Annotated in this window: 15 protein-coding genes; all 15 read right to left on the bottom strand. The window is 45.8% G+C overall.

Annotated elements, in window-relative coordinates; translation table 11 throughout:
• Positions 1 to 1,044, bottom strand: a complete 1,044-nt coding sequence (gene rfaQ / locus RTR76_RS07200) for a putative lipopolysaccharide heptosyltransferase III (protein WP_312518502.1) — start codon at positions 1,042 to 1,044, stop codon at positions 1 to 3.
• Positions 1,045 to 1,129: 85 nt separating this feature from the next.
• The gene (rfaE2, locus tag RTR76_RS07195; RefSeq protein WP_312518500.1) at positions 1,130 to 1,600 is read right to left on the bottom strand and encodes a D-glycero-beta-D-manno-heptose 1-phosphate adenylyltransferase; all 471 of its coding nucleotides are present in this window, start codon (positions 1,598 to 1,600) and stop codon (positions 1,130 to 1,132) included.
• The gene (locus tag RTR76_RS07190) at positions 1,587 to 2,591 is read right to left on the bottom strand and encodes a PfkB family carbohydrate kinase (RefSeq protein WP_312518497.1); all 1,005 of its coding nucleotides are present in this window, start codon (positions 2,589 to 2,591) and stop codon (positions 1,587 to 1,589) included. The genes rfaE2 and RTR76_RS07190 overlap by 14 nt, the downstream gene beginning before the upstream one ends.
• Before the next feature lie 16 nt (positions 2,592 to 2,607).
• A complete protein-coding gene (lptC, locus tag RTR76_RS07185; protein WP_312518494.1) occupies positions 2,608 to 3,996 on the bottom strand; it encodes an LPS export ABC transporter periplasmic protein LptC in 1,389 nt (462 codons plus the stop codon).
• A 153-nt stretch (positions 3,997 to 4,149) separates the two neighbouring features.
• Positions 4,150 to 5,061, bottom strand: a complete 912-nt coding sequence (locus RTR76_RS07180; protein WP_312518491.1) for a hypothetical protein — start codon at positions 5,059 to 5,061, stop codon at positions 4,150 to 4,152.
• 248 nt (positions 5,062 to 5,309) lie between these two features.
• Positions 5,310 to 5,747, bottom strand: coding sequence for a hypothetical protein (locus tag RTR76_RS07175; RefSeq protein ID WP_312518488.1), 438 nt, complete (start codon positions 5,745 to 5,747; stop codon positions 5,310 to 5,312).
• A gap of 121 nt (positions 5,748 to 5,868) precedes the next feature.
• Positions 5,869 to 6,852 (bottom strand): hypothetical protein, encoded by a 984-nt coding sequence (locus tag RTR76_RS07170; protein WP_312518486.1) that lies wholly within the window; start codon positions 6,850 to 6,852, stop codon positions 5,869 to 5,871.
• A gap of 430 nt (positions 6,853 to 7,282) precedes the next feature.
• Positions 7,283 to 8,659: an S-layer homology domain-containing protein gene (locus tag RTR76_RS07165; protein ID WP_312518484.1), complete on the bottom strand. Its 1,377-nt coding sequence runs from the start codon at positions 8,657 to 8,659 to the stop codon at positions 7,283 to 7,285.
• 864 nt (positions 8,660 to 9,523) lie between these two features.
• The gene (locus RTR76_RS07160; protein WP_312518482.1) at positions 9,524 to 9,940 is read right to left on the bottom strand and encodes a pre-16S rRNA-processing nuclease YqgF; all 417 of its coding nucleotides are present in this window, start codon (positions 9,938 to 9,940) and stop codon (positions 9,524 to 9,526) included.
• A gap of 248 nt (positions 9,941 to 10,188) precedes the next feature.
• The gene (locus tag RTR76_RS07155; protein ID WP_312518479.1) at positions 10,189 to 11,151 is read right to left on the bottom strand and encodes an aminopeptidase; all 963 of its coding nucleotides are present in this window, start codon (positions 11,149 to 11,151) and stop codon (positions 10,189 to 10,191) included.
• 14 nt (positions 11,152 to 11,165) lie between these two features.
• Entirely contained in the window at positions 11,166 to 11,534 is a 369-nt protein-coding gene (locus RTR76_RS07150) for a hypothetical protein (RefSeq protein WP_312518476.1), read from the bottom strand.
• 28 nt (positions 11,535 to 11,562) lie between these two features.
• On the bottom strand, positions 11,563 to 11,895 hold the full coding sequence (locus RTR76_RS07145; protein ID WP_312518473.1) for a PqqD family protein: 333 nt from the start codon (positions 11,893 to 11,895) through the stop codon (positions 11,563 to 11,565).
• The gene (locus tag RTR76_RS07140) at positions 11,895 to 13,820 is read right to left on the bottom strand and encodes an OPT family oligopeptide transporter (protein ID WP_312518471.1); all 1,926 of its coding nucleotides are present in this window, start codon (positions 13,818 to 13,820) and stop codon (positions 11,895 to 11,897) included. The genes RTR76_RS07145 and RTR76_RS07140 overlap by 1 nt, the downstream gene beginning before the upstream one ends.
• A 155-nt stretch (positions 13,821 to 13,975) precedes the next feature.
• On the bottom strand, positions 13,976 to 15,664 hold the full coding sequence (locus RTR76_RS07135; protein WP_312518468.1) for a PucR family transcriptional regulator ligand-binding domain-containing protein: 1,689 nt from the start codon (positions 15,662 to 15,664) through the stop codon (positions 13,976 to 13,978).
• A gap of 220 nt (positions 15,665 to 15,884) precedes the next feature.
• The gene (locus tag RTR76_RS07130) at positions 15,885 to 17,000 is read right to left on the bottom strand and encodes an S-layer homology domain-containing protein (RefSeq protein WP_312518465.1); all 1,116 of its coding nucleotides are present in this window, start codon (positions 16,998 to 17,000) and stop codon (positions 15,885 to 15,887) included.
• Positions 17,001 to 17,384 lie beyond the last annotated feature (384 nt).

Below are 17,384 nucleotides of genomic sequence, written 5' to 3'. Positions count from 1 at the left end.
TTACCTGCTGGCTCTCTTTTTGACAGCTTCCAGTACTTCGTCCACTGTTATATTGGTCATACACTCGTTATTCTTGTCGCATTTACGCTGCCAACAACCGCAGCACTCAATAGCAGCTGTAAGTACGGTGTTTTCTCCACTGTAAGGACCATTGCGTACCGGATCTGTTGGCCCAAACATGGTTACAACCGGTGTGCCCACTGCAACAGCAAGATGCATGGGCCCAGTGTCACCACCAACAAAGACACTAGCATTTCGAATAACAAAAGCAAGCTGCTTCAGCGTAGTTTGTCCAACTAAATCAATAAGCGGGCCTTTGGCTGCAGCTATGATCTCATCGGCAAGTTTCCGGTCCCCTGGGCCACCTATAATAACAGAGGTAAACCCATCAGTGTTTAACTGATCAGCCAGTTCTGCATAGGAGCGAGTTGGCCAGCACTTAGTTGGCCAGTTCGTTCCCGGCGCCAGAGCCACGAAGCGGGTATTCTCTGTAATACCTGCTTTTTTCATGCTCTGCTGTGCAGCAGCCGCTTCCTGCTCTGTAATCGTAATCGTGAATTGCCCCTGTTCAACCTTGCAGCCCAACGCACGGGCTACATCCAAATAACGCTCCACAATGTGCCCATTTTGATGTTCGCCGCATATGGGTGTACTGATTGCATGACTTAGCTCTCGCATGTTACAGTAACCATACCGCTCGGCGGCACTGCTTAGCCAGGCTATGGCTGCGCTTTTGAATAAACCTTGCAAATCCAGCACTACATCGAACTTCCGGGATTTCAATTGCCGTGATAATTCTGGAGCATTCGCTAGCAGCCCTGACAGTGATTTAAACTTCGGCTTATCGAATATGATAATTTCGTCTATAGCGGGGTTGTTCGTCAGCAAATCATACGCTGGCTTCTCTACTACCCAGGTTATGCGCGCCTGTGGATATTGTTGTTTTAAAGCATGTGCCACTGGCAGTGCATGGATGACATCGCCGATGGCACTGAGCTTGACGATAAGAATGTTTTTGTATTGTTTATTAGGGGAGATTGCCACGTCGCTTCGCTCCTCGCAATGACAAGTAGGTTACTGGCTAAATGATGAGATTGCCACGTCGCTATGCTCCTCGCAATGACAATGGCTAGATTGTTTCACTTATTTTCTTGATAATGTTTGAAGATGAGCGTCCAACTACTTCGGGGATTAATATCGTTTTACCACCATTGGCGGCAACTATTTTCGCTTCTGGAATATCCTCGATGCAGTAGTCGCCGCCCTTGACGTAGATGTCAGGTTTAACCTCGCTGATCAAGTCTTCGGCAGTGCGCTCATCAAAAATAACCACGTAGTCTACCGCTGCCAAAGCACCCATTACTTCCGCCCGGTCGTCCTGGTGGTTGACTGGACGGGTAGGTCCTTTTAACTCCTGCACTGACCGGTCACTGTTAAGGCCGACGATCAGGCAGTCACCTAGTTTTCTCGCTTCAGCCAGATAGCGGACATGACCGGCATGGATAATATCGAAGCAGCCGTTGGTAAACACAAGTGTTTTACCAGCGGCTTTACTATTGCGTACAACCTCTGCAATTTGGTCGTGGTTAATGAGCTTCATAGTGCCCTCCCAGAACTTCCTGCAATTCTTTTGGCGTAGCGGTTGCCGTTCCAGGCTTTCTGACGACAATACCGGCAGCAAAGTTGGCTAGGCAGGCAGCTTCTTTATAAGCTGCCCCTGCTGCAACTGCCAGAATCATTGCGGCAACAACTGTATCACCCGCACCGGTAACATCATAGACCTCGCTCACATTTGTTACTGGAATATGGGTCACTTTGCCAGACCTTTCAAAAAGCGTCATGCCATCAGGCCCTTGGGTAATCAGCACCGCTTCCGCCTGCAAATCTGCCAGAATACTTTTCCCCGCCTCAAGCAAGGCTTGCGCATCAAGTGCTTTCAGCCCGACTGCAGCAGCAGCTTCCGATTCATTCTGTTTCACAAGAGTGACGCCTTTATATTCCATCACCTTATAACGGGAGTCCACGATGGATGGTTTGCAGTGCAGCCTGCAAGCCTCAATCGCTGCTTGCAGAACTGCCTGGGTTACGGTAACACCACCGTAGTCACTTAACACGACCGCATCCATTTGCGGAATGAATTGCTGTATATAGTCGATCATTTGTTTTTCAATCTCTGGTGACAATTCGGCTTTGTTCTCCCGGTCAATGCGAACTACCTGCTGGCGTACTGTGGCCTGTCCTCCAGCCATCACGCGCGTCTTGGTAATAGTTGGTCGTGAGCTATCCGGTATAAAACCTGTTGTTACCACGCCCTTGGAACCTAAAACCTTAGTAAGCTCCTGGCCGGGGGAATCATTACCCACTATACCTACGGCGTATACCTTACCACCTAGTGTGGCGGTATTGTGCACAGCATTAGCAGCGCCGCCTGGAACAACATTTTCGGCAGTATGTTCCAGAATGAGGACAGGCGCCTCCCGGGAAATCCGGGAAATGCGCCCTTCTAAATATACATCAGCAATCATGTCGCCAATGAGCATGATTTTTTTATTTTGCATCTTCGTTACTATTTGCAACAAATTATCTCGCATCTATTTTCATCCTCGCTTACCATTTCACCGCATCTACTTTGACCCGTACTTCACTCCGTTTAGCCCTGTAAGTGATATCCGCCTCAAAGCAATGCAGATTCCGTCTCCAGGTATAGTCTATATCTTGCGTACTGCCGTGCTCCAGGTCATAGCGCACTTTAACACCAAGACCATTCAAACGGTCTACTTGGTACATAAACCCGATTCTTCCTTCTTTGGCAACATCGATTCGGTCAAACTCGTATGGTGTAGTACCGATATTGCTGCTATAGCTATATCCTAGCCATGTATCCAGTCGGCTATTAGGTTTCATCTCCAAATTAGAGTCGAAGCGGAAAACACTATTATTCGAGTCATTGTAGCCATAAAAGTTCCGGTCAAAGCCAGTACCCAGATTAAGGGTGGTTTTCGAACCAAGTACAATGGGATCATTAGACAGATACATACTAAATCCAGTATGAGTGCCTCTGACTACTCCTTCGTTCCATTGTCCCCATCCGGCAGAAGCCCCCAGAGTCAGCGAACTCGACCCCAATCGCTGAGAGTTTAGCTGCACTGACAACTCCGGCTCTTTTTTGATCCACTCATGATCACCATTTTCTTCATTGCCATAGCCAAGTTTAGCTGTAAAATTGCTGTTGCGGCTAATTAGTCCATACATGGGTTTGAAATTTACTTTGCTGTAGTAATCAAGGTCTGCAAAGACAGCCAACCGTGGGCTGAAGGGGACTTCAATGTGCTGCTCAATACCGATGCCGTTATCTGAAGAATAGCTTGGTTTAGGAAAGGCAAAGCCAGTTCCCTCCCCTTCTTTCAGGGATGATTGGTATCTGGGCAGGGAAAAAATCACCGTATTCTTAATCCAAAATTTAGCATTGTAAGCAATCATTTTGTCGCCAGGCCATATTTCGACCCGGTCGGCACTGATATGGTAATCCGGCACCTCTGCAGGACAGCCAGTAACCGTTCCGTTATTCATAGTGGTATGCACAGGAGAAGTAGTAATCGCCTTACTAGTAATATGCAGTCTCTCAATTGTGCCCTTGCTTGATTGCATGCTGCCGCTATGGTTAGCAAGGTTATAGTGCATACCAGTAGTGGTTAGCTCCATCCCTGGCCGTGTAATCAGCGCTTCACCATCAGTCCAAACTTCATTTTTCTGCGTATTACCATTCAAAAGTTGAGCTTCTACTTTATCGTCATTTTGTTTGATTTGCACATTTCCCTTAGCATATAGATCTCCGCTAGAATCACTAAAATACAATTCATCAGCCTCTACCACAATTGGAGCTTTTGCAGCAGAAGAATTTGTCGTCGGCTTATTAGGTGCCGCTTGGACCGTTGCTGTTCCAAACACAAATATAAGAGCTAATAAGCCAATCATCACTTTTTTCGAGTTATTCATATATTGCTCCCTCTAGTCTAAACTTACAATGTACCTATCTTACTAATTATTCGCTGCTTGTCCGCTTTTTCCTGCACTATTCTACATAGTAAAGAAAGGCAGATATGCAAAATAGCGCCAGACATGGTAACATGCTGGCGCTATTATTTCCAGTTATTTCACTTTTAAACCATAAACACTGGCTTCGGCTTTCGTCTGAATATAGAGCTCTGCCCCGACAGGTATGGTTACATCCTTGCCATGAATAAAGGCGCCGCCGACAACACCAACAGGGCCTAATACGATCAGACCGGCAACAGTAGCTCCCGCTGCCTTAGCTAAGGATTTCGTCTCTTCTTTGGCCTTATCACCTAGAAAAGTCTGTACCTCTGTTCCGTCAAAAGCCTGCAGGGTATCAAAGCTCAGGTCTAGCTTCGCATCCCGTCCAAAATTTCTTGCTTGCTGTACTTTCAGTATCTTGCCTTCCCCAACTGCCCCCTTGGCAATCACCAGTACCCCATTGACATAGACGTCTTCAGAAGCCTCAAAAGTAAAAGCATCGCCTTCCCGGTTTTGACGTGTATCTAGGGGCGTGATCATTTTAATTCGCACAAGCGTATCTGGAAATAGTGTTACTTCATTCATTTCAGGTGATTGGGTAAAAGCAATATTGGATACTTTTGTTATGCGCTTATCCAGGGCCCCAGGTGCAGGCGCTCCAATCAGCAATTGCTCCAATTGCTCTAACTTTTGCTTGGCTGGTACTGCCGTCTGATTGTGACTGATTGCCCATTCAACAGCATTTAAACGGGTAATTAAAGAGGGAGCGGTCAGTGTATTTTCCTTCGAATAGGTATAGAGCTTGTCCGCTTTTCCCATTAAAGCTTCTTTGGTTTCAGAACCGTAAATTTCTTTTTCCAGCCTGGTAAGACGTTCCGATAAGGAACCGGTTTGATCAGTACCATATAAAACTTGCTCCACTGCTTTGGTTTTATCCACAATTGTTAATTCTGCATTTTGAGCAAACACAGGTGTACCAGCTAATACCAGTACTGCAAGCGTACCGGAGATCCATTTGCGTAACATAAAATCCCTCCCAGGTTATTATCTCAGACATAGGCCGTTGATAAAGCCCCATCTACGTTGTCAGACCTGCGGGAGCTCGCTCGCCGTACCCGCGCTATACTGTCTTCGCTCGCTTCCTCGGCCTTCCTAGCATCTGGAGCTTTCTGAACGGCCTGGAGTTGGTTCTTTTAACGGACGATACATCTTTTAAATATATTCGTGACGAAAAAAAAAAAATCCTGCCAGTAGCTGGCAGGATGAATAACTTATTAGATTTTTACGTCAATCAAGGCAGATAAGCCTACGCCTTGGACACGGGAGAATTTAGTTGGATTCTTGCTGTCAATTGGAATTAAGACTTTGGCACGGAACTGTTTGCCATTGAAGTTGCCTTCTGCCTGCAGAACAGCCTGCACCTGATCCACCAGTTCAGCCGGTCCCATGACCTGGGCTGCACCAATATAGCCACCACTACCAATTGTAATAATCGGCACTACCTTAGTAGCATAGTCATGCTCGCCACCACTTTGGAAGGTAAGAGTATTAATGAACTTATTGAGTGGTTCAGAAAACTTATCAATTACGAAACCTATACCACCAACCTTTAGTATGTCACCAAGACTAAAAGCCTGCGTAACAGGAACGACTGCGACTGACAGGAGGCAAAAGAGCACTAAACCGATAACAAAAGTTTTTTTTGATTTCATATGTATCCCCCTTCTTAATACCATTATACATAAGAATAAGGATAAGCACAACAAGGAAATGACTGGTCAGTCGGATATAAAGATAAGAAACTCCCATGCGTACGCATGGGAGTTAACAATATTAGAACTTAATGCTAACTGTGGTACGGAAAGAAGTATTCTTTTCCGAGCTGTCCTGTACGCCCTTCATATCGCGCAGGAAGAGTTTTACAGTGGTATCTTTATTGTACTTGTAGTTGTAACCATAGTACATACCCTTCCAGCCAGATTCATAATCAGTCCAGTTATTCATGTCTGCATTAGTTTCAATTTTGTAATTTATAGCATAGAAGGTATTCTTAGCATCTGGTGAGTAAGATACGCCTATACCATAAGCACTATTTTCAGTATCGGCATTAGATTTACCATATTCAGCAAAGTAGGATGCTTTGCCTTGATCATATCCAGCATTTAGTGCCCAATGATTAGTATCTTTAATAGTAGAGTCCTTATAATCGTACTTCGCTAAGGTTCCACCTAAAGTCCAGTTTTGAGCAGGGCTGTAAGATCCGGAAAGTGCAAACAGCTTATTTTCTTTATTGCTTAATTTTCTATCTTCTTTTACCGCAATTACTTTCAAATCAGTTACACCGGACTTACCAGTTACAGTGATACCATCAGCAAACATATATTTGCCAAGATAAGGGCTGGTATTGTAGAAAATAGCGGTCGAGCCAACACTTGCATCCTGGCGGCCTAATTTATAGCTAAATCCGTTTGTATCTTTGAAGATAAAACCAAACTGATCAATTGCTGCTGTGTTTTCTCCACTTGTTGCATCAGATGAGAAATCTGCGCCAATTGTGGCATGTTGAGCAGCAAAGCGAGCAAAGAAATCCACATTCTTGCCAACATTAGTAGTTGCATTCAAGATAACGGTTGACTTAAAGCCATCTTCATTATCAGGAACCAGATTACCATCATCATCTTTCACATTATCCCAGGTATTGTAGCGATACTGATGCTCAAACTTCCCATCAAATACTATTGGAGCGGCGAGTACACTACCAGCGGTAGTAAGAACGAAGGCGGCTGCCAATGCAGCGGAAAGGGCTTTCTTCTTCATTTTTGTTTTCCCCCTTGGTTTTTTAAATAATTATAATGAATTCACCAAGGCTGGTTTTGCTCATGAGTAAGTGTCCACGTTTCCTTATTCCGATCAAATCCAGCCATCTCTATACTAAGAAATCCCGCCGCGACTAAGTAGTGCACATCCTTGTTGCGACAGGATAACCGAAAGAGAATGTATAGTAATTTCTAGGAATAATACAAAACTCCTGCTTATTGTTTGCGTTTTGTTAAAAAAAATTTAACAACTTGTTAACATTCTACCATTACGTATTTTTATGAAGTACAATTGCATCCTGAAGAGTCACATTTAGGAATATATTGTAAATAATAGTATATTTTCGTTATATACTTCTTACTGCTTTACTTGCAGGATTTTAATAATAAAAAAACAGGCTCCCAATTGGGAGCCTGTTTTCAAAAACTGATTAGAACCAGAATTCAGCGCGGGCATAAGTGAATGCCGGACGGTCAATTTTACCATTATAGGACTCAAGATCTTCGTAAGTTACAGTAGTGACAAAGTTTTTCGAGAATGCATAGTTCACACCATAACCAAGACCTTTAACGCCATTATTACGAGTGAATTGATCGTTAATTCCTTCAAATACAGGGATGCTAGTCAAAGTGTAGTCAAGGGCATCTGCACCGTATTTTTTGTAGTTAACGAAGAGACCGAAGGATTTCGGTACTGCTCTGTTGGCGCCTTTGTAGCCCAGTTGAGCATTCCATGCATGGTCATCAGCATTTGCAGCTAAGTCTGCTTCGTTCGTTACATACTCACCAGTTAAGCTAAAGTTTTTATTTAATTGCGCTTTAGCACCTAAGCTGTATACTTCATATGCGTATTTGCTAGTGTTGCTGTAATATACCGAGCCAATTGCCTGGAAGCTTTTGCTTGGAGTATAAGTGATATTCGCAGTAGTAACCATGATATCACTATTACCAGCTTTGTTATTTTTTGCTTGAGTATTGTAAGCAGGAACTGTTACATTTGCAGTACCATTCCAAGCATAAGTACTAGCGGTGTAAGTTCCTAACTTGCTGGAAATGTCGCCATAACCTACAAGAGCTTTTACTTTATCGCCACCGAAAGCAACTTTTACTGAATCATATCCGCCGGTAGGAGCGGAAACCAGGCCATAGCCCAAATTCAAAAGTTGACGGCCAAGCAGAACATCGGCACCATTAGCAACATTTTTGAAAGTGAAGTAGCCATAGTCCAGATATATAGGATCGTTGTTGCCATTAGCAACATCAGTATTGTTAGTGTTTTGTGCAGACAGACGGCCATTGAAAGCTACATTATCATTTACATTGCCATCAACATACAGACGGAAACGTTGTTGGGTGTATGTTTTCGTAGCAGCTTTACCAGCTTCATTTAGTAATTTACCATTCTCGTCTACGGAACCATTTTCGAAGCCGCGAATACGGGAGTCAGCAGAAATCTTTACAGTAGGAGCAGTTTTTTCTAATTTTTTCACGCGAACGCCCAGGTTATCCAATTCTTCGCTGAATTCAGCGGAAAGTTTGTTCAGAAGAGCTTTTTGCTCAGCGTTAGCTTTTTCTTCTTTTGCAAGAGCTTTAGCTACGATTTGAGCCATTTCATAACGGGTGATGTTTTTGTCGCCACGGAAAGTTCCGTCGCCATAACCATCAACGATACCAGCTTGAGCCAATTTGCTTACAGCGTCATAAGCCCAATGTTTTGCAGGAACGTCAACGAAAGGATTAGCAGCGAAAGCGCTAGTTACGCCAAGAGCGAAAGTAACCGCAAGAGCAGCAGCAATTTTCTTTTTCATTTAGAATAGCCCCCTTAGATTTTTTTATTTTTTTGATCTATCGATGAGCCTAAGAAGGGTTTCCATTCGAGTGTCCATGTTTCCTCAGAACGTGTTTTCCTTTTTCAGCTCATACCCTATTCATGATCCCGCATAACAACCCGAGCGCTTATAAGGTGTGCACCCCTCGCCGCCTCTCTGTTTGTCAGGCAGTCCCATGATTAGAATCATATGGTTGGAATAATATCCCATAACAATCTTCTAGGTAATATATTCAACATGAGGAAGAGTATTCCTGCCAAAAATTTGTCGATTTATAAAAATTATTTCAGATAATTTATTTTTTCCATGTAAGCTTGTTAACTTTGTAAACTGAAATGGGGTAAATGATGAGATTACAAAGCCCTTTAGGAGGGCTGGATACTATGAAGCTACAAGATGAGATTGCCACGTCGCTGCGCTCCTCGCAATGACAGTTAGGCTGTGAGTCACCGAGTCTTGACTAGCTGTAGTTAATGGTGCATCCCACAGGGGAGCTATCTACCACTAATAGCAGTAAGCCTGCTCCTCGTCTCTCTGCCAATAAGCCTAAACGTTGTGAAAGGCTAGGTAAGCAAAAGACGAGATTGCCGCGTCGCTGCGCTCCTCGCAATGACAGACGGGCTGGGAGTCATTGTCTTTGCTAGCTATAGTTAACTGTGCACCCCGCAGGGGAACTTATCACGCCCAAACGCCAGAAGCCCGTTCCCCCTCAGTTCCCATTGCCACTCAGCCTAGGCCGTCGAGAAGGCTCCAGATGCTAGGCGGAGCGAGGACGTGAGTGAAGACAGTACAGCGGCGGTACGGCAAACGAACGCCCGCAGCGACAACAACGCAGATGGGGCCTTATCGGCGGCCGCCCCCGAAATAACGGTGGGCTAGGATTATGGCGACGTATCCATCCACCGGCTCTGGCGGCACCTGCATAGAAACCGGTATCAACCGTTTCAGCCCCTTTGGCGGGTTATGCTTCCAATAGAGATGGCGTGCTTCTTCTGTAGAATGCTTTTCGTCGACAAGCTTGACGATTAATGGCCTGTCCTCAATCCGAGCACTAAGCAGCTCAACTTCAGCCTGCTTATGAGCTGTTCCGTCACCGAGAATAACGGTGGTTGTATCATATTGGTCAGCCAGCTTACGTACGCAGTTTACCAGGTTTGTCGTTTCTACGACCTGTTGGAGAACAGCGCCTTCCTTGTTATGGACAACGGCAATGCCACATTTTTCTCTGCCTGGGTCGACAGCTATAATATATTGACTCATTAGTCATCCCTTCTTTGCTTATTATATTCTTTCTAAGGAAGTTTATTCCTTTCCTGACAAAAAAAATAGGAGGAATTTTCCTCCGTGTAGTCAAGAAAAGTTTAGGCGGCAAAGATGAGATTGCCACGTCGCTGCGCTCCTCGCAATGACAGATGGGCTGGAATTAGGTCATTTTAAATAATCGGCCGACAACAAACAAGAAAAAATATACACCAGTAAACTTTTCACTGGTGTATCAGTCGCCACTTTTAAGCTGTAAGGACGTGTTTGCCGTCTTTAATCACGACTTGACCGTCAATTGTCAACGTTGGGTTCAACAATATCCCATCCAGATGAAGCGGTATCTGGCAGGTGCCGCCAAAGCCAAAGTTATTGCCAAGGGCGATATGGACTGTTCCCATTACTTTTTCATCTTCCAGAACACGTCCTGAAAGAATAGCCTGATCATTGGTTCCGATTCCAAGTTCAGCAATGTTCCGGGCCTCCTTGCCGTATTCATCAAGCGTCGCTTCGAGCTTTCGCCCTTCCTGGCCGCCTTCGATTTTACTGACATAGCCCTTTTCTACCGTCAATTTAATGGGAGTTTCCAAAACACCGATACCAGCCATGGCACCATCGATAACGAAAATGCCTTCTGTGGTTCCTTCGACCGGTGCTATGTACGCTTCACCGGCCGGCAGGTTGCCAAGATCACCGGGCGCGTGGTTAATACCTGTATCAGGATGACCGTCCCGGCCTGCAATGGACAGCGTGAGGTTAGTTCCGGCAGGCGTAGAAATATGAACATGGCTGCCCTTGCTGAGCAAATCGGCAAATAATGTGCTCAGTTTGGCAATGCGCTGATAATCAGCATTCAAGGTCCGCTGCATAATGTCTTCCGTAATTCCCGGCAGCGTGGCGATACGAACGCCCTTTTTACTGGCTTCTTTACGCGCCTGTGTATGGGAGAAGGAACGCGACGTGGCCCCAAGCACGACATCAGCCTGCAGCATGGCTGCCGCAATAGCTGCCGGCGGTTCGGCACCGTCATTTTTGCGAGGCACCATTTCCATATACAGCGCTTCCGCTCCAGCCTCCACTGCTTTTTCCCACAAAGCCTGACCTACACTGCGGGTAGGCATGTCGGTTATAACCAGCACTGTTTCCCCCGGCTTAACCGCCATACATTGGCGGATTGCAATATCCGCGCTGTTACCCAATCGGGTTGTCATCGCCATCCCCCCTATTACGCTTCTTCAGGCAGGCGCAAAACATATTTGCGGGATTTGCCCTGTCCCTGTTCACTAATGATTCCCCGGTCAATCATCCGGTCTAAGACCGCACCGGCAGCAGCATCGGTATCTGCTACTTCGAGCTTATACCCCTGCAGTTGATTGCCTACGCTAAGCCCTGCAATCGCTTTCGCAATTTCTTTGCGAGTTGCGCCCTGAGGACGCTCTGTCAGGCAAAGCTGAATTTGCCGTTCAATAACCTGCCCCATGCGCTGGTGCAGCTGCCGGGGAGCTCTGCGCGCTTTGCGATAGCCCCAGACGTATAGGATAGCACCCATAACAGCAAATCCTAATGTACCCATTACAAAAACTTCGCCTGACATGACGTAATTCCTCCCCTGACCGTACTATTCAGTCCACTAACACAATTAATTTTCTGCCTAACAGCATGCGCAGGAAGACGATCAACCGTTCCAAAACAGGTTCAGCCTGCTCGCCAAATTCCTCACCCATCAACCGGGCAATATCAGCAACTGTATATTCACCGTTACAATGGCGCCAGACAAAAGCACCATAAGCATCAAGCTTGATATACGTTTGCTGCGGCGTCCGAAAGAACCGGGAACACAGTTTGCTCAGCCAGTGGTTATGATACACAACCAGCTGCTGCTCATCCGCTATTGCTGCCACATGCTCACGACCGGCTGGGCGCTTTATCATGAGATTATTTTGCCGCTTGGTCATTATTCATTTTCCTTATTCCATTTGAAGCTCAGGCAGTGTCGCAGGAAGCCAATAGCCAATATCACGAATATGCCCATCGACACCTCATTGACAAAACCGCCCCACTTCATGCCTAAGGACATATCAACATTTTCATATACCAACAGTGCCAATACAACTCCCATCAAAGAATCGCCGGCAATCAAACCGGAGGCAAGCAGAATGCCTTCTTCGGTCCGCTTTTTAAGCTCTTCAACGTGCTTCACTGTTTTAGTCAGAAGCAAGCTGAGCAAGCCGCCGACAGCAATTGCTGCATTCAAATGGATTGGCAAATACATACCTACGGCAAATGCCAAGACGGAGATACCTAATAGCTCAGCAACCACTGCTACGAAAGCACCGATACCAACTAGAGCCCATGGCAGCGAGCCATCAATAACGCCTTTTACAACAAGGGACATTAAGGTAGCCTGCGGTGCAGCCAGTTCTTTGGTACCGAAACCATAAGCACTGTTCAGCATCATCAGTGTCCAGCCGATAACGGCAGCTGAAGCTACTACGCCGATAAGTAATGCATATTGCTGCCGGTAAGGTGTTGCACCAATTAAAAAAGCTGTTTTCAAGTCTTGTGAAGTGTCGCCAGCCATGGCAATAGAGATGCAGACAAGAGCACCGATGCTCAAAGCCGCCAACATCCCTTCCGTACCAGTATAACCCATGGCTTTTAAGAGGACGCTGACCAGAATCAGTGTGCCAATGGTCATACCAGAGACCGGATTGCTGGAAGATCCGATTAAACCAACAATGCGCGACGACACGGTAGTGAAGAAAAAGCCGAATACTACTACCATAATAGCGCCGATTACGCCCATATGCAGCTGTGGCAGGAAAGCGCAGGCAAGGAAAATAATCACCGTTCCGATTAGGATCGACATGACAGGCATGTCTTTTTGTGTTCTGAGACTGTCGTTAGCAGCTGCAGCGCCGCCTTTTGTCAGTCCGCTCATTGAGGCTTTAAAAGAACTAATGATGGTAGGCATGGACTTCAGCAGGCTGAACATACCGCCCACTGCCACGCCGCCAGCTCCAATATAGCGAATGTATTTACTCCACAATGCCCAGTGATCCATTTCTGAAATGGGTGTTGTTGCCGGAAAAACCGGTATTGTCAGCCCACTGCCGAAATAGGAAATCAAAGGCATCAGTACCAGCCAGCTGAGAATACTGCCGGCAAACATCGTGAAGGCTGCTCGCGGCCCTATAATAAAGCCGACGCCCATTAGTGCAGGCAATACGTCAAAGCCGATTGCTGCTCCCTTTAAACCGGGGATGGCCCATTCAGGATTTTCTTCCCAAATGCCTAAAGCACCCATCAGAAACTTATAGCCTGCCCCAATACCAATACCGGCAAATACCGTTTTGGCACCAGTACCTCCCTGGTCACCGACAACAAGTACTTCGGCACAGGCTGTACCTTCAGGGTAAGGTAAATTGGCATGTTCGTCAACAATTAAATAGCGACGCAGCGGGATCATCAGCAGAACTCCCAGTGAACCGCCAAGTAAAGCCATTATGGTCATGGTCATCATGTCCGGCGCATAGCCCCATAAGAAAAATGCCGGCACAGTAAAAATCATACCGGCTGCTACTGCTTCGCCGGAAGAGGCAATTGATTGGGCTACTGTGTTTTCCAGAACAGTTCCCCGTTTAAAGACACCCTTTAACAGCCCCATGGAAATAACGGCTGCCGGAATAGTGGCACTTACCGTCATCCCCGCCTTAAGACCGAGATAGGCGTTGGCCATGCCGAAGATAATTGCCAATACTGCCCCCATGATAATTGCGGTTGCCGTAAACTCCGGGATAACTTTGTCGGCAGCCACGTAAGGAGCGTACTCCCGCCCTGACACATTCAGATAATCGAGGCGGCGTTCTTCACTGCTCATAAAATCCTCCCCTTTAAATAAAAAATGATAACTACTCAGACTTATCTTACTGCTAAACATTTGTGCACCGCATTAGCACTGTAGCACAAAAAAAATCACCAATCACTGTCCGAATGTGACAATGGGTGATTTCCTTTGCAAGACAAGCCTGTCCGTTAGCGCTGCATGAGCGGCCGGATTTTCAAGGCTAATTGCAAGTTGAACCGGACTTCCGCATCATCCAGATCAACTCCCAATATTTCCTGAATCCGTTCCAGACGGTACTTCATGCTGTTGCGATGAAGAAAAAGTCCCTGCGCCGCCTTAAAGACATTGCCATTGGCAGTAAAATATTGTTCCAGTGTCTTTACTAAATCATGCCGGACACTGGGCTCCACCTGATCAAGCTTGCCGATAACCGCCTGATAGTAGGCTTTGACCTCAGGCATATCCCGAACTTTTGTCAGGAACTGATATACACCTAATTCGTCAAAGTAATACACACAGCCGATTCGGTTAAGCTTGCGGCCAATCTCTAAAGCCTCTTTTGCTTCTCCGTAAGCCTCTGGCAGCAATCGATAGTCCCGGCAAGGTCGGCTGACGCCCAGGGCGATCTCCAATTCGGGGGAAAATACATGCAGTTCATGGCGGATTAGTTCAATGCGTTTCGCTATCGTCTCACTACTTGCCTCTGTCATCAGCGGGCACAAAATAGTGATGCCGCTTTGCTTGCCCACTACCAACAGGTCGCTTTGCCTGGCTGTGAGCTGAGTAGTCAGCATTGCAATGCCCCATTGCTTAGCAGCAGCATCATCCTGCTCTTCATTCGCTAAAGGGTGTTGTGTGAATTTTATTGGACTCCGGATTTCAAGCTGAACAGCAAGCCAGGTTTTATTCAGATCCAACTGCAAGGCTGCCGCCTGCTCCAGGACAGCCTGCCCTTCCTGTACGCTGCCCTCAAGAATACCAGAGAGAAAGTCATTGCGCCGCCGTCTTACGACTTCCCCCTCAGCCAGCTGCTTATAGATAGCCACTGCCGTTACATTAGCAGCCTGAACCAATACCTGCCAGTCTTGCTCACACAACCTGTGCTGATCCTCCAGCATCGCAATATAACCGAGTATCTCACCGTTGATTAAAACCGGGACAATAACCCAGGCTTGCTGCCCCAGATTACTGAACAACACCTCAGCCCGCTCGGCTTTTTTTCTGCAGCGAATTTTATCAATGAAACCAGTTCGCTTTAAGTTGTATAAGTATTTATCTATTATTTTGCCGGCATATACTTTAGGATTGCGCCCTTTATACGGCTTATCGAGATACGCATACGACAAGAGAGAAAAATCCCGGTCTGCTACAATAATCGTATTAGCTACCAGACTAACAATCGTTTGCGCAATTTGCTGCAGTTCAGCACCAGTATAGGCCAGTTCTGCAAGCCGTTTCTGAATTTCTTGAGAACGGCGAATTTCTTTGCCTTGCTGAAAAAACACCTGTTCCAAACCTTCTTTAATAACTGCCGCAAAACTGCTGCCCTCAGGTAAGACAATAACCGGGAATCCCAGCCGGTTCGCTGTCGTCAGAATTTCAGCCGGCACCTCTTTTATATAGCGACCTACCTGCAAAACAATACCTGCTGCGCCTTTTTCCTCAAGCTGCTCAATCAGCGTTTCCTGCAGCTTCTCAGAGCTCTGAAATACAAAGCCGCTGGTCAAATACAGTCCCCGTGATTTTAGACCGCTGTCATCAGGACTGTCCAGTACATCAATATATTCAACTTCCCGTGTCAGTCCCTGTTCGCCAGCGCTGACTTTAGCCAAGCGCAAGGCTGGCAATTTTAACAGATCGGCTATCACAACAGCCATTTTTTATCATCTCCGCCACTACATACTCGGATGCATTAGCTTGTATTTTACTATAAATGCAATACTTTATTTGTCCTTGTTCTTCTCGAAGGAACAAAATCCCTGCTCCAAGTCATTAGAAAAGACTTGGCTTGCACCAAGTCCTTTAGGACGCAGGTGGAAGCAGATAAAAAAACAGGGCGCGATTGCTCGCGCCCTGACAGGTATGCTTAAGAGATTATTAGAATTTAACGTTAACGTAAGCGTTAGTATGAGCGTCCAGGTTGTCAAAGTCTTGGTGTTTAACAGTCAACACTGCATTTTTGCCAAGAGCTCTGTCATATTGGTATTCCATGCCTTTGAGGGCAACAGATCCGAAGGTGTTGATATCGCTTGTGATATTGGAGTATGCATTTACGATACCGGCATCAACATCTCTGTGCATTACAGAAAGACCAACTTTGTCAAATTTCACACCATAAGCTTGTGCTTTCAGGTCGTCTTGTTTGAAGTATTCAGCTACGGCACTTACGTTTTTAGCAAGACCGAAGGTAGCGTTAGCACCATATACTTCAGTATCTTGAGAATCGTTTTTCAGGTAATCGGCAGTTACTTTAGCGCCTAAGATATCATGTTTGTATTCTGCACCATAGAAACGATCTTTGTTGCTGCTGGAATCTTTGAAGTTACCGGCAAACAATTTCAGGTCGCCAGCTTTAGTTGCAATGGCATTACCTTGCGTATCCATAAGGAAACCGGAACCAAGTTTCACGTCTTGACGACCAATAGTAGTGTTTAGGCCAAGTGCATTGAAGGAAACGTTGGCAGTGTCAAGCTTGATACCGCTGTTGCTGTCGTCATAAGCAATGTTACCGCTAGTTACGCGGGCATTGAACTTCATGTCGTCATTGATTTTGCCATCAAAGCTTACACGGGCACGGAAGTCAGTGTTGTCACTGTTGTCTTCAACAGCGCCATAACGGACACGAGCGTCACCGGAGATTTTAACCATTTTGTCCATTTGGTCTTGCAGACCGTCAACTTTTACACCAAGAGTAGTCAGTTCAGTACCGAACTCTTTGGAGAGTTTATCAAGAGTTTCTTTTTGATCAGCGTTTACACTCTTAGTCATTGCTTTTGCAATGATTTGAGCCATTTCATAACGGGTAACGGTTTTGTCGCCACGGAAAGTTCCGTCGCCATAACCATCAACTACACCAGCTTGAGCAAGTTTGTTTACAGCGTCATAAGCCCAGTGTTTAGCAGGAACGTCAGCAAAAGGATTAGCGAAGGCAGGAACCGCGAAGGCCACAGTTAAAGCAGTGGTAACAGCGACTTTTAAAAGTCTTTTTTTCACGATGGAATCCCCCTTAAGTGTTTTGTTTTTTTCGCGGGTGTTTTCACCAGCATGCCGATTGGTTTGTCTTTCTCCGCCAGGGGGTGTCGACGGGAGTATCCACGTTTCCTCCACTCTACTTCCCTTCCGGCAGAAAGGTTCTTATCCTCTCTTTATGCCCCTGCCGCTTTTCGCAGGTGTTTGTCTTACTGTTTACATAATTCTACGTTTCTTATTAAAGTCCTGCTTAATGAGTACTTGTAGTTTTTGGTAAAACCTTTATTATTAAGCACTGACTAATTAGTCACGTAGTTTCAAAAAAATATGCTTGTTAACATATTATCTTGATAGCTATGTAATTCTACAAAAGGGGGGAGAATCCTTCTTTTAGAAACTGGTACTTTA

This window comes from Anaerospora sp. (assembly GCF_032013335.1).
Lineage (GTDB): Bacteria > Bacillota > Negativicutes > Sporomusales > DSM-15969 > Anaerospora.
The sequence above is the reverse complement of the archived record's forward strand: the minus strand, read 5'-3'. Positions and strand labels throughout refer to the sequence as shown.